Source organism: Endozoicomonas sp. (assembly GCF_031844845.1).
GTDB lineage: Bacteria > Pseudomonadota > Gammaproteobacteria > Pseudomonadales > Endozoicomonadaceae > Endozoicomonas.
In genome coordinates, this window is sequence record NZ_JAVRMB020000249.1 from 1 (window position 1) to 14,593 (window position 14,593).

The 14,593-nt window shown below is 44.6% G+C and carries 11 protein-coding genes; 7 read left to right on the forward strand and 4 right to left on the reverse strand.

Annotated features, from left to right (window positions below):
• Positions 1–2,719 (forward strand): efflux RND transporter permease subunit (locus RM811_RS13460; RefSeq protein WP_402525127.1); only part of this gene is annotated, 2,719 nt, incomplete at its 5' end.
• Positions 2,720–2,765: 46 nt separating this feature from the next.
• On the opposite strand, the gene RM811_RS13465 is transcribed toward RM811_RS13460, so the two are convergent.
• Both RM811_RS13465 and RM811_RS13470 read right to left on the reverse strand, forming a co-directional pair.
• Positions 2,766–3,998: a C2H2-type zinc finger protein gene (locus tag RM811_RS13465; protein ID WP_402525129.1), complete on the reverse strand. Its 1,233-nt coding sequence runs from the start codon at positions 3,996–3,998 to the stop codon at positions 2,766–2,768.
• A gap of 358 nt (positions 3,999–4,356) precedes the next feature.
• Positions 4,357–5,160: an MOSC domain-containing protein gene (locus tag RM811_RS13470; RefSeq protein ID WP_402525132.1), complete on the reverse strand. Its 804-nt coding sequence runs from the start codon at positions 5,158–5,160 to the stop codon at positions 4,357–4,359.
• Between the two features lie 86 nt (positions 5,161–5,246).
• On the opposite strand from RM811_RS13470, the gene RM811_RS13475 reads away from it, so the two are divergent.
• Both RM811_RS13475 and RM811_RS13480 read left to right on the forward strand, forming a co-directional pair.
• On the forward strand, positions 5,247–6,056 hold the full coding sequence (locus RM811_RS13475) for a TatD family hydrolase (RefSeq protein ID WP_402525135.1): 810 nt from the start codon (positions 5,247–5,249) through the stop codon (positions 6,054–6,056).
• Between the two features lie 665 nt (positions 6,057–6,721).
• Positions 6,722–7,102 carry a hypothetical protein gene (locus tag RM811_RS13480; protein WP_402525137.1) on the forward strand — a complete coding sequence of 127 codons (381 nt, stop codon included), beginning with the start codon at positions 6,722–6,724 and terminating at the stop codon, positions 7,100–7,102.
• A 67-nt stretch (positions 7,103–7,169) separates the two neighbouring features.
• On the opposite strand, the gene RM811_RS13485 is transcribed toward RM811_RS13480, so the two are convergent.
• Together RM811_RS13485 and RM811_RS13490 are read right to left on the reverse strand one after the other, a co-directional pair.
• Positions 7,170–8,135 (reverse strand): cation diffusion facilitator family transporter, encoded by a 966-nt coding sequence (locus tag RM811_RS13485; protein WP_402525139.1) that lies wholly within the window; start codon positions 8,133–8,135, stop codon positions 7,170–7,172.
• Positions 8,136–8,173: 38 nt separating this feature from the next.
• Positions 8,174–8,422, reverse strand: coding sequence for a glutaredoxin family protein (locus RM811_RS13490; RefSeq protein ID WP_402525141.1), 249 nt, complete (start codon positions 8,420–8,422; stop codon positions 8,174–8,176).
• Between the two features lie 135 nt (positions 8,423–8,557).
• Here RM811_RS13490 and RM811_RS13495 point away from each other — a divergent pair, with 135 nt between their 5' ends.
• The 4 genes from RM811_RS13495 (at position 8,558) to RM811_RS13510 (ending at position 14,533) form a co-directional block, all read left to right on the forward strand.
• Entirely contained in the window at positions 8,558–10,525 is a 1,968-nt protein-coding gene (locus RM811_RS13495) for a cation:proton antiporter (protein WP_402525143.1), read from the forward strand.
• A 263-nt stretch (positions 10,526–10,788) separates the two neighbouring features.
• Positions 10,789–12,282: a hypothetical protein gene (locus RM811_RS13500; protein WP_402525145.1), complete on the forward strand. Its 1,494-nt coding sequence runs from the start codon at positions 10,789–10,791 to the stop codon at positions 12,280–12,282.
• Positions 12,283–12,487: 205 nt separating this feature from the next.
• A complete protein-coding gene (locus tag RM811_RS13505; protein ID WP_402525147.1) occupies positions 12,488–14,257 on the forward strand; it encodes a hypothetical protein in 1,770 nt (589 codons plus the stop codon).
• 72 nt (positions 14,258–14,329) lie between these two features.
• The gene (locus tag RM811_RS13510; protein ID WP_402525150.1) at positions 14,330–14,533 is read left to right on the forward strand and encodes a DUF2970 domain-containing protein; all 204 of its coding nucleotides are present in this window, start codon (positions 14,330–14,332) and stop codon (positions 14,531–14,533) included.
• Positions 14,534–14,593 lie beyond the last annotated feature (60 nt).

The following is a 14,593-nucleotide window of genomic DNA, read 5'->3' on the forward strand; positions in this document are numbered from 1 at the left end:
ACCCATTATTAATCAGATCTCATTTGCCAGTATGGAGCCGGTCATTACCGCTGTTCTTTCCGGTAACCTGCCGGAACGGGCGCTGGTTAAAATGGCCCGTAAACTCAAAGATGAGCTGGAATCAAGAAAGCAGATTCTGGAGGTGGATATTGCCGGCGACCGAGAGGAAGTCGTTGACGTTATCATTAATCCGTTAAAACTCGAAAGCTATGGCCTTGTCCCTGCGGATGTCATCAATCTGGTTTCCCAAAATAACCAGTTAGTGGCCGCTGGCAATCTGGATAATGGCAAGGGACGTTTTTCGGTAAAGGTACCGGCCGTCTATAAAACCGCGGCTGACATTCTTTCTCAGCCGGTCAAGGCGGATGGCGACCGTGTCATCACCTTTGGTGATATTGCCACCGTATTAAGCACCTTTAAGGAAGGTGGTGGCTACGCCAGAATGAATGGGCAAAGCAGTGTTGCCCTGGAAATCAAAAAGCGCCCCGGTGAGAATATTATTGAAACGGTGGCCCTTGCCAAGGCGATTATTACCGAAGGACAAAAGCTCGCACCACTCACCCTCAACGTAAACTACGTGGGTGATCAGTCTGTTGATGTGGTCGATATGGTCAACGATCTTCAGAACAGTGTGCTGGCGGCTATTATTCTGGTGGTCACTGTGATAGTTGGCGCCCTGGGCTTTCGCAGCGCCGTATTGGCAGCCATCGCCATTCCCGGCTCTTTCCTGACCGGTATTCTGATTATTGCCATGATGGGACTGACCATCAATATGGTCGTTTTGATCTCCCTGATGATGGCGGTCGGTATGCTGGTTGATGGTGCCATTGTGGTCACCGAGTATGCTGACCGGAAAATGTCTGAGGGCATACCCCGACAGCAGGCCTACAGGGAAGCCTCTTTGCGGATGGCATGGCCCATCATTGCATCAACAGCAACCACTCTGGCGGCTTTTTTCCCGCTAATGTTCTGGCCTGGCATCATGGGTGAAATGATGTCGTACCTGCCATTAACACTGATTGCCACCCTTTCCGCATCGTTGGTTATGGCGCTTATCTTTATACCGACCATTGGCTCGGTTATCGGTAAGCCTCGAAAACTAAGCGACAAGGAACGACGCGCCATTACAGAAGCTGAAACCGGTGACTTGAATAACATTCCCGGGTGGGCGGGTTTTTACATCAAAATCCTCTCCAGAGCCATTCAACATCCCCTGAAGATCCTGTTTTCCGGAATGGCCCTGGTGGTGGTTATTTATGCGGTTTTCATTAACTTTGGCAAAGGCTTTGAGTTTTTTCCGGATGTTGATACCAACAATATCATGGTCAAGGTGCGGGTTAATTCCAGTAACCTGTCCATTGATGAGAAAGATCATATTCTGAAAAAGGTTGAAACCATTCTCCTGCGCCAGCCGGAACTGAAAACCCTTTATGCCAGAACGGGTGGAAATCAGGAAGTGGGCACCATCCGCCTGAACATGGTGGATTGGAAGTATCGTAGAAAAGCAGCCCTGGTAGCGGAAGAGATTGCACAGAAGTTATCTCACTTTGCAGGTCTGAATATCACCGTTGAACGACAGAAGGATGGCCCACCCCAGGGCAAACCACTTGAGCTGGTGATCAGTGCCAGTGACCTTGAAGTTCTTCATGCTACGGTGGCTCAGGTAAAAGCGGAACTGGCCAAAATAAAGGGTTTTACCAATCTGGAAGACGATGGCCCTACTCCTGGCTATGAGTGGCGTATCAATGTAGACCGGGCCGGTGCCGCTCGTTACGGCGCGGATGTCAGCAGTGCCGGAGGGCTGGTCAGACTGGTGACCTCTGGATTAACCGTTGGCAGCTATCGACCGGATGACAGCAGTGATGAAGTGGATATTCGTATACGCTTTCCCGAATCAGACCGTCACCTGGAGAGTATTGATCAACTTCGTTTAATGACTCAGGCGGGGCTTGTGCCGATCAGTAACTTTACCCGGCGGGAGATTGCGCCAAAAGTCGATAGTATCAAGCGCCTCGATGGTAAACGAACCGTCAGTGTCGGTGCCAACCTTGCAGAAGGCGTTTTACTCAACGATATCCTGCCCGAACTGAAAGCTGCACTGGAAGCGCTTGATGTTCCGGACGAAGTCAGCTTCAGCTTTAAGGGACAAAACGAAGACCAACAGGAAAGTAGTCAGTTTCTGGTCAAGGCATTTGCTATTGCCCTGTTCGTCATGGCGATGATTCTGGTTACCCAGTTCAATAGCTTTTACCAGGCTTTCCTGATTATGTCAGCAGTAGTGCTGTCCACTGGCGGTGTACTGCTGGGACTAATGCTGGCGGGCAAACCTTTCGGGATTGTTATGTGTGGTATCGGTGTTATTTCCCTGGCCGGAATCGTGGTGAACAACAATATTGTATTGATTGACACTTACAATGTTCTGCGTCGTCAGGGAATGAAAGCTGAAGAAGCCATTCTTCGAACCGGCGCCCAGCGTCTGCGGCCAGTGATGTTAACCACCATAACCACCATCCTGGGCCTGATGCCCATGGTGCTTTCAACCAATATTGACCTGTTCAATCATCGTCTTGAGATTGGTGGGCCAACAGCGCAATGGTGGAATCAGCTCTCTACGTCCATTGCCGGCGGTTTGGCATTTGCCACACTCCTCACGTTGGTTCTGACTCCATGTCTATTGGTGATTGCCGGTAGGAAGCAGGACAGGCGAAAAGCCCGTTAAATAATGGTTTTGGGCAACAGCCCAATTCCAATTACCTTTAACTGCATTATGATAAAACCATTTTTTTTAGCCTGAAATAAGTCGACTTGGATGCCCCGGTTGCTTTCATCACGTTTACTTGGGATTCTCCTTCAAGAATCATGGTTTTGACTTGCTCTTTGTTTTTAGGGGGGATGCGTACTTTCCTCCGATTTTCCGATTTGCCCGGCTCACTGGATGTCCTGTCCTCTGCGATTACAGGGTGTTTAACCTTTTTATGCAAATACAGTCCTGAATGATATTTGTAGGACTTTGTACACAACTCGCACGTATAGTGTTTCACAGTGGTGTGGAAGTAACTGTGTCTTCGTAACTCAGTAGCATGTGCAAACTTTTTATTACAATCTGAGCATTCAAGCTTCTTATCATGGATGGCTTCATGTTTGTTCTTTAGTTGCTTGGTTTTAAAGGCTTTCTTGCAGTAACGGCATAATTCATTACGACTATTTGAATGTACATGTAAGTGTGATTTCAAGTTACAATCTTTGGCAAATTTTTTATTGCAGAATTCACACTCAAATTTGTACTGGTCTTTTCCTGTATGAACCGATGAGTAATGGGATCTCAGGTTCTCACCTGATTTAAAGCATTTTTTACAGGCTGTGCATTCAAACTCTTTCTTACCAAAATGAACCAGTTTTATATGTCGACTGAGTGTCTTTTTAGCATTGAATCCTGTGTTGCAATGCGGGCATCTGAACTTTTTTACAGATTTGTGATACAGACTGTGACTATGCAATTGTTCTTTAGTGACGAATGTTTCTTTACATAATTCACATCTGATATTCTTTATGCTTGAATGTTGTGTTTTTGTATGTCTATTCAAGGAACTCGTATGAGGGGAATAATAATGACAGTGGCTGCAAAACTTATACATTTTTTTTATATTTTGGATGACTTCTTCTTCAGAAATAGCTTCTCCTTTTATAACGGCCTCATTTAATGCCATCCCCCGTTGAGGAATTAATATCTGCGAACCGGGCAAAATATCTCGGGTAGTGAATAGCACGGCCCTTGCATCGCCATTATACAGTATTGTTTCTACCCTGGTATTAGCAGTAAACTCCAGCAACCCGTGTTCTTTTGCAGCCTTCTTTCTGATGCCGTAGTTAGCAAAGAAAGCGCCACCCTGACCTGGCCCGGTACTTTTATCACAGATAGTAACATTGTATTGATCAAGGCTGACCGTTTGATGTAATAAGGAAGTGGTTCTAATTCTTTTTTTATCTTTAGTTGTCACTGGTACATTCGCGCCATTGAACCAGGTAACCAGACTGTTTTTTTCAAAAAGTTGACTTTTTGTGAATATTCCTCGCTCATTTATACCCAGATAAGGAGTATTTCTGATTTGCAGATAATTTCCAATACTGGCCAGGGGGGGGGAGCCTGGCTGTTATTTTTCTTTTGTTTTTGTAGTTATTTCCAGACTGCAGGCTATGAGGCTTCCCGGGATCACTGGATGTTTTTGAGCGTGTTAATTTTTGCACAGCATTCTGGCGTTGAAAAATCGGCGTTGTTGCAGGGCTGGCATGAAGATACGTCATAGAAAGTGATCATTTGCAATCGTATTTCATGCGATCACTAATTCAGGAATAAGTTCAAACTCTTGAGTCCAGTATCCTGACCCTGTCACCTACCCTGATAATGCCTTCCTGATCAGGAATCAGATTTTGCCCGAAAATAACGCCCATATCCGTCCGTCGATAGCGGGACAGTGTCATTAATGGCTCCCTACCCTCTTTTTGACCATTATCAGGATTCACTGTCGTCATCACACACCGGGAGCAGGGTTTTACAACACGAAAAGCAATATCTCCAACTTGAATTCTCGACCAGCCATCCTCTTGAAATGGTTGCTGTCCGCTAAATACAATATTGGGCCTGAAACGTGACATGGCTACCGCATCCGTCAGTCGATCATTTAAATCCAGCAAAGACGCTTCATTGGTGAGAAGAAATGGGAAACCATCGGCAAAACTGGTGTGATCACCTGTTCCCGAATATCGGGCATCGGTTGGACGTATTGAGTGGTCTGGTTGATAAACCAGTCGGCACATCATACCAAGTACACGGCTAAACCATTCCGCTGCTTCATCTCCTGCATCCCGTGCATTGCAACAGTCTTTCCACACAGTGACCGTTTTCAAGACACCATTCTCTGCGGGAGTCGGTACATAAATGCCTTCAGCATCGGGTCGTGAAATTAGCAGACCACTCTCTACAAACTCCGTCCTTACCAGGGCCAGCAAAGGATATTGTCGTTGTGTAATAAATCGATCATTCTCATCCACCAGTAACCAGCGCCGGTCGTGTTTAAACCCTCTTGGAGTAACCACAGCACTTTCAAGGGGAACTTGTCCTGTGGATTTTATGGGGTAGACCGCCAATTGGGTAACTTGCATCAACTTCCTCTCATCTCTTTCTTGAGGTAATGAAGCATGTTAATCAAAATAGGCGGTAATAGAAATTCGCAAAGACAGGAAAATTAATGACTCTGCAACTGGTTGATATAGGCGTTAACCTGAGTAATAAAGCGTTCGACAAGGATCGGGATGATGTTGTCAGTCGAGCTATCGAACAGGGTGTTACCACCATGATTCTGACGGGTACTTCCCTGGAAGAGTCTCAACAAGTGTTGGATTTGGCCAGACGTTACCCAGGCCATTGTTTCTGCACTGCTGGCGTACACCCCCATGGGGCAAAAGACACCAATACTCAAACCTTCAAAGCGCTGAAATCACTATTCAATGAACCTGAAGTGGTGGCTGTAGGTGAGACAGGGCTCGACTTCAATCGTGATTTCTCACCCCGCCCCGCCCAGGAGAAAGTATTTGAGAACCAGCTGGAACTTGCCATAGAGTGTGGCCTTCCCCTGTTCTGCCACGAACGGGATGCCTCGGAACGGTTTTCTGAAATCATCAAAAATTATCGGGATCAGATCAGTAAACTGGTTGTTCACTGCTTCACTGCTGATAAAACCGCCCTCTACCGATATCTTGATCTGGATTGCCATATTGGTATTACTGGCTGGATTTGCGACGAACGAAGGGGAACACACCTTCATCCTCTGATGAAAGATGTTCCTGAAAATCGCTTAATGGTTGAAACCGATGCCCCCTGGTTACTGCCAAGGACGCTGAAAACAAAGCCAAAAGACCGCAGAAATGAGCCCGCCTTCCTGTCGGAAGTCATTAATATGATTGCCAATAATACGGGCAAGACACCTGAGCGGATAGCACAGGAGACCTGGAGAACGTCGTTGGTTTTCTTTAATCTTGAGTGTCCCTTCCCCCCCTGAGAACTGTCTCTTAGTCACATCATTTAAAGATGTGACTGATGAAGAATTGACCTGAGGGACTTGCACTGCAAGCCTTTCAGTTTGAAACCAGAACATCTGACCTGATTACAGCGTCCATTGGTAGATGACAGTAATTTATGAGCTCAAGCCCGCTTATTCATTACGTTAGAGCCGAAAACAGCTGCTGCAGGACTGTCTCCTGATGTTCATGGTGTTTCTCACTGTTGTAAACAAGCTAAAAAGAATAGCGATATAGAAAAGAATCAGTCAATTGTATTCATGGATTATGCGGGGCCTTGTTGTGATAACTTAATAGAACTGTTGCAAGACACCGTTGTGTATAGCGCGGACCTGGCATTGTTACTATTAAAAAATATTGTAGGCTGTCATAAACAGGGAATATACATGTTTGATATTAAATGGCGTAATTTCTGTCTTAATATCAGCGATGAAAACTTAAGCGCCTTGGAAGAGCAGAGCTGGCATTTGTTAATGCTGACATATATCCTGAACCTAATTTTAATCTCAAGAAAATCGCTTTGGATAACTTGAAAAAGGACCAGCCCAAACTTAATTCAATAGATTTCGGCGATGAATTTAAACATTCAGAGATATGTAGGAAAGATATTGATTTAAAGGGGATCAGCGGGCAATTTCCTCCGGAAATGAATCAGCGTACCATTGATCAGCGTACTATTTCAGCAACAAAAGTAGCTTCCTGGCAAGCAGGAATGATGATTCTTGATTTATTTCAAACAACTCGTTTCTATAGATTTAACAAAGATTATATTGAGAATGAACTCTGGGGGAACGATGATGATCGAAACAAAGACAATCACAACGCTATTCTGAAGTGCCTTGATCCGGATGACTCTCACTACAACATGGATTTTGAATTATTCATTCCGGTTATTAAAAAAATGCTGGCTTTTGACCCAAATGAGCGTAGCACTATTGAAGAAGCCTGTAGCCAATTTGAGCAGCTATTACCACGATATAAAGAGCAGCTTGATAAGGCTCATGCCCCGGGGGACGGAAAGTCTTGATACAGAGTCGATCCCAATCTTAAGCACAGTCTCTCAGGCCAGGCCGGCCTGAGTTCACTGGATTTATTTATTCCCGTATGTTCTCAGGACGCTCAGGATCAAGGTGAACAATAACATCAGCTTCGGGCAGGTATGAAAGCACTGCTCGTTTGGCCAGGGCACCCAGGTCATGGGCCTGGGTCAAAGGCAGATCGGCAGCGAGGTCGAGATGCATCTGGATAAACGGGATAGAGCCGGATACCCGTGTTTTCACATCGTGAATACCAAGCACTCCATCGATAGTGAGTGCCCTGCGCTCAATTTCCGCAAGGTCTTCATCGGGAAGTGACTGGTCCATCAGTTGCTGAATGGCTTCCCAGGCCAAAGTCCGGACACTGAATAACATAAAGATACCAATCGCAAGTGCCAGAATATTATCCACCTGCTGGTAGCCAAAGCTGGATCCGACCAAAGCGGCTAACACCGCAAGGTTGGTCAGCAGGTCGACCTGATAATGAAGCGAGTCGGACTTAATGGCTGCGGAATTGGTTTTTTTAATGACGTAGCGCTGAATGGATAGCAACACCAGCGTGGCGACCAGGGAAAAAACCATCACGATCATCCCTGCACTTTCATTGGCAAGAATGACAGCATCGCCGGTCATTCTGTCCAGGGCATGCAGTATCAGGGCAATAGCAGAGCCGGCAATAAAAGCCGATTGCGCCAGTACCGCAAGGTGCTCTGCCTTGCCGTGACCAAAACGATGATCATGATCCGCCGGAGTAATGGCGATTCTCACCGCAAACAGTGTGATTAAAGAGGCCAGAATATCCATGGTGGAGTCCAGCAGCGTCGCCATAAGGCTCATGGAGCCGGTCATAAACCAGGCGATCAGTTTGGCAATGATAAGAATACTTGCCGTAGTAACCGAGGCATAGGTCGCCAGTTTAAGTAAGCGGTTTTTCTCTTCAGACACAATCTTACCGTTATTATGTTTAGTGGAATCTTGTTCGGTAGACTCCTGGTTAATAAAGAGCCGTGTGTAGTTAATCATGCCATCCCTGCCAATTAACAATCTTTGAAGGTTCTATCCTATCCTGAAATCGGTTGATTCAGCCAGTCATACAGTGACTCCAGGGTGAACGGCCAGCCTATTTCCCTGCCCTGCCCTGTTGCAATCACCGGAATCCGGATACCATAGCGATTGACAAGATCATCATGGTCACAGATTTCCAGCGGTTGCCACTGGCAAAGCTGTTGCTCAGACAATATGTGCAACATTTGCTCTGCTTCTTCGCATAAATGGCAACCGGCCGTGGTGTATAAAGTCAGTTTAATCATAAAACATCCTAAAAAGGCAGAGTACCATAGCGATAATATAACCATAGTGTTAGTGAAAATTACCCAGATATAACTACAATCATATTTTGCTACTGATACTCCCGACTAATTCTTATAAATACAGCTGGCGAGCCTATGGATTTTACTTTTTTCAATCAACTCATGCTTATTCTGGCTTTGTCAGCCGTTACCATCGCTTTTTTCAAGCGTTTTAACCTGCCCGAAAGCCTTGGTTATCTGTTTGTAGGCATCATTCTCGGACCCACCACCTCAGGCCTGATTCAACAGGACTTTGATATCGCTCTGCTGGCTGAGATTGGCGTGGTTTTCCTGCTCTTTACCCTGGGGCTGGAATTCTCAATAAAAACCATCATGGCGATGAAAAAAGAGGTGTTTGGCCTGGGGGGCTTGCAGGTTCTGCTGACCGGAACTGGCATTTTTGGCATTCTGATGGCCTTTGACTTTGCTTTGTTAACCTCGCTGGTCTGTGCCTCTGCGCTGGCACTGTCCTCGACAGCCATTGTATCCAAAGAGTTAACTCAAAGTAATGAAATCCGCTCCCGACAGGGGCAACTGGCCATCAGTGTTCTTTTGTTTCAGGATATTGCCGCCGTTATTTTCCTTATTATGATCCCTGTCCTTATTGGCGGTTCCGGTAATTCTATCGCCTCTTCACTGGGCTTTGCTTTTGCTGAAGGCATCGCGTTCGTTGTATTTATGCTGGCCATTGGCAAGTGGGTTCTTCCGCTTATTTTCCATGAAGTCGCCAAGGCTCGTTCCGAAGAACTCTTTGTATTGATGGCGCTGGTTATTGCCCTGATGGCGGCCTGGCTATCCCATGCCCTGGGCTTATCCATGGCTCTGGGTGGTTTTGTTGCTGGCATGATGATGGGGGAGAGTCATTACAAGCATCAGGTAGAAGCGGATATCAAGCCATTCCGGGATGTTCTACTGGGACTGTTCTTCGTTTCAGTGGGCCTGATGCTGGATATGGATGTCCTGCTGAACTTCTGGCAGGAGATTCTGCTGGGTACTCTGGCACTGATTGTCTTCAAATTCCTGGTCCTTTATGTTTTGGCCAGAACCTCCGGTGAAACCAAAAATATATCCTTAAGAGCCAGTCTTTCTCTTGCCCAGGGTGGGGAGTTCTGTTTTGCCCTGATTGCCCTGGCTTCTCAATATGGTGAAAGTGGTGGCGATCTAACCTCTATAGTACTGGCTGTTACCATTCTCTCCATGATTATTGCCCCCCTGCTTATCAGAAACAGCAATGCCATTGTTAAACTGATGAAATACGATAAGTCGGAGCAAACCCTTCACCGCGTTAAAGAAGAAGAAGTCAGAAAACAAACCGCACATATACATCATCACACCCTGATCTGTGGCTATGGCCGGGTTGGTCAGACCATCGCCCGATTTTTAACCCAGGAAAATAAGGCTTTTGTTGCTATTGATGACGATCCGCTCCATGTTCACGAAGCAGGCCTTGCCGGTGACCCGGTATTCTTTGGTGACTGTAGAAAGCTGGAACTATTGATGGCTGTGGGCCTGGAAAGAGCAAGCCAGGTGGTGATATGTATTGATCGTCCGGATAATGCCCTTAAGATACTGAAGGCTATCCGACAGCGATCACCTCAGGTTCCGGTTCTGGTTCGTACCAGGGACGATAGCCAGTCAGAGGAGTTGAAAAAAGCGGGAGCAACGGTTGTTATTCCGGAAGTACTGGAATCCAGCCTTGTCATCGTTAAGCATGCCCTTTTAATGCTGGGCATGAATCCCACTCATGTACGCAAGAGGGTTCATGAAGCAAGAACCCGAGGATATGAAATCCTGAATGGCTTTTATCCGGGTCTTAACGACTACCTGCTGGAAAATGATAAGAAAGCTTATCGACACGCGGTAACTGTCAGTAAAAACTGTAAAGCCAGCCAGAAAACCATTGAATCCCTTGATTTTAAAGGCACTGATGTTTCCATCGTTGAAGTTCGACGGGATAATATGGTGCTGCAACCACAGCCAGGTATGGTGCTTCACGCTAGTGATATTGTGGTTTTGACCGGTAGCAATAGCGATATTTCTCATATTGAGAAACTTTTTGACTGATTCAACAGACTATCAGAACACTAACACCGTTAAAACAAACCGGCTTGTTTCAGGCTATTTAAGAGATAGTCTGAAGCCTGTAGCCATAGGGTTAAATGGCAAAGGAGTGCCTTCCATTTTGAGTGAAAGGTATGCCTTGTTTTGCAATTTTGGAAAATCATTGTAAGTATGCCAATATACCAAGACTGATTTACCTCATCTTCTCTATCTGCATACTCGTACCATCCACCTCAGTTCTGGCCTTACAATATGAGGATGTTTATGTGCTGTCTCCTATTATGGAGACTGAGCTGGAAATAGATACTACAGGGCAGGACTCGATAACAATAGCCATTAACACCAAAGGCTTAGATAACAACTTACAGGGTCAGATTCCCATCAAGTTTATCTTGAATCAGGATAATGCAAGCTTTGATTCTGGAGAACAAGAAATATTATGGCATCGCTGGTTCAATTATAAATACCGTGAAGCAAATCAACCCGTGAATAATGATTCAACCATTTATGTTCGATTAGAAGTCAATGATGATTTATCGGGTAAATCGATCAACGTTCGTATTAAAAAAGAAGAGAATATTTCAAGATTTTCATCCATTGCTGCTTTTTTCCCACAAATGTTACCCATTATTTTAATGAGTGATGTTACCTGGGGGCCTGCTCCCGGGTTACTCTATGATTCATTAATGCGATGGAATTACAAAATATTGGAAGGAGATATTATTAGATCAATAAGAGAGCTGATACTTACTCGCTCCTTTGGAAAAAACAGACCATTACTCGCACAATGCTCAGCAGACTTTGTAGAGAGTTTTTTATTGTTTGAAGCAGCAAACTATGGGGAAACTTCTGGTTATAATAGAGGCAAAATTGAAACATTCCGCGCTTTTATTATGAGCTCCCCTATAAAAAGACTTCTGGACTGTATGTCCAGTACTGTATCAGTAACCCTCCTTGACATTCAGAAGAATCATACTTCCAATGAGTGGCAATATCTTAAGAATATGAATAAAGAGTCAATCAATGGGCTTTCAAAAATAATGGTTGGGTATGGATTTAACACATTTGCCTTTGAAGCTGGCGACCTGTTTAAATCCATAAAAAAAACTATTGGTATTTCCAATGCTACGGACGACTTACGCTTACAAAGCGACCTGGACCGCTCGTTAGTCAAGGCTGTTCAATACACCCTTCAATCAGGGTATGAAGATTTCTTTAAAGGACAACTCAGATACCATGGTTACAGTGAAAGCTATGCGCTGCCACTGGCCACAGGTGCAGGCGGTTTTGAAATACTCTGGCGACTTTATTCTCACCAAAATATGCAGGGCAGAGAAAAAATGCACCAGCTTTACTCCTTTACCAAGCGCGCAGAGGCAATGAGTGTTTCGTTTAATCAAGCATTGGCACTGCCTGAGTTTTCTGACCTCCAGTTACTAATGCTTGGCATTGCCATTCCAACGTTACTTAATGGCGCTCTTAAAGTAACAGCCGGTGCTTATTCAGAGCCAGTTTCTGCACTATTTAATACGGCTTATGAGGGAATGGTTCTTGGTGCTGCCACTTATTTACTCTCTCCTGTCGTACAGAAATATGGAATATGGGTTTCGCGAGAAATTCAAAAGCCAGTCCTTGACTACTTAAATTCAGAGTCTGGAAGTTGGTCAGAGTATTTCCTTGCCGATGAGATCCGCTACCGAATTGATATATTTGAAAATAACAAACAAACCTCACTTACCTTACGTCCATCCAGCAATTAAATTCAAATATATATTAAATAAGTTTGATATCTTCTAAAGTAATAAAAAAGGAAATAAAAGCCAAAAAAACATCTCAATTAATTATAATAAAAAAATCTTAACTTCGTTTAGAATATATACAAAATATTTACCTTAAATGTATCCCTAATTAAAACAATTTGTTTTTATCGGCAAAGGAGAGCCAAACTACTGAGGTGGTAAAATAATGGCTGATCTTTTGCTATTTGAATACAATAAAGAACAGGTGAAATCAAAGGCAAGAGTAAAAACATACAATTGTTTGAAGCATGTTATTGAAATAAAAAAACGGATTTTTTTAGCTGGCATGGCATTGTTGTTTCTTTCTTTCATATTTCTATCAGCAAATTCCAGTGCTGATGGCTCTCTAGTATTAGCTTCTGATAAAAAACACTCCGTAGAGGTACTTATTAAAAACAATGATCCTGTTCACCTTGAGATTGACACACATAACCTGGTGAGTCAGACCCATGGTAAAATACCCATAAAATTTATTTCGGAATTTAATCAGGCGCATTTTGAAACTCGCGAGAATGAAAGCCGGGAACTTTACTGGCATGGTAGAAATGCTCAGGTTATAGATAATGGGAAAGCCATTAATTCAAATAGTGACCGCTACATCCATTTAAAACTTGATACCACTGATGAAATGGTCGGTAAGAAAGTAAGAATACTGCTAGAGAAAGAAGAAAGTCTTTCCAAGGCGGCAGCTGTCGGTGCTTTTGTACCCCAAATATTACCGATTATTGCGATGAACACGGTAACATGGCAGCCCCATTCGTTTTGGCCATCACTTTTAAGATGGAATTACCTGCTTCTTGAATTGGATATCATCCACTCAATCAGAAAACTCATTCAAAGCCAGGTATTTGCTGATAATAACTCTCTCTTTGCCCAGTGTTCTGCTGATTTTGTCGAAGGATTTACCGTATATTCCTTGTTGGCAAGCTATGGCGAATCAGTGACCGGTGACCCCAGTCGGCCATCTGCAGACGAAGTCAGAAGAGCAGAGGCCAGAGGCGACAAGATTGAGAAAAATGCAATAAACAGGGGTAAAACTGAAACGTTCAGACTATATCTCAGAACAACACCTACCAATCGAATGCTGGACTGTGTTTCGACAGTTGTCGCTAAATCCCTTAAATATCTGCAGAACGAGGGGCGACTGCATGAAGTGTTTGGCAAGTGGTCAATGCTGGACACCCTGAACGATGAGACTCTGGATGGTGTGGCCATGATCATGGTTGGTTACGGTTTCAACCTTTTTGGCAATGTTCCGGGGGAGACTATTTCACTGTTAAGGAAAGATCTTGGTTTTTCATCAATTCCAGGCCTGGCTGGTGACTTCAATGCCGCAATGAAAACAAGTATCCAATACACTATTCATAACGGTTATATGAAATTTTTTAAAGGCAGGGGCTGGGATCCAACATCAGCCTATGCATTATCTGCAGGAGCAGGCCTGCTTGAGATTGGTTACCGGTTTTACCAGGTCAAAAGAATGATTCCTATTGGCGAGGATGAGCGTTTTGACCCTCTCAATATCGATCTGCAACACCAGATAATGTCCATTGGTGAACGAGCTGAAGCTATCGCTGTTTCTGGCTATCAATTGATTCCCTTACCGGAAAATGTCAAGCAATATGCAGTCCCTGTGGCGGCAGCAACCATTCTACCGATGATTACCTATTATGCCCTGAATGGCGCTATAAATTATTATGCAACGGGTGGTTGGAATATCGCCTTGCAACAGGCTTTGACCTCAGCAACGAATGGTCTGGTCCTGGGAGCGCTGGCTTACGTGATACTCCCCCATGCCAAAGAATATGGAGCCAGGCTAACCCAGTTGGCTGCAGACCAGCTGGTTTCCTGGACGGACTCAGAAAAGGATAGCTGGATTGGCTATTTCGCTGCCAGGGATACTCAGTACAAGATCAGGGTTGTGATTGTTAATTAACGGTTGTGATACCAATACACATTGCCAGATCGTAGAATAAATGGACTTTTATCGAATTATGAGCGCTGGCTAATGTCTGATCGAAAAGGAACCGGGATTAAATCTGTGGTCTTGAGTGCATTGTCTGCTGCATTTGGTGTTCAGAAAAAATCCAATCTGGAAAGGGATTTCCAACAGGGCAAACCAGCGCACTTCATTATCGCTGGAGTTATTGGTACATTTTTGTTGGTTGTTATTCTTATTCTGGCGGTAAGCCTGGTACTTAAGGTTGCATGAACGGCTATTGAGTACTCACCCAATACACTGCCGTCACAACAACCAGGGTGATCAATGCTA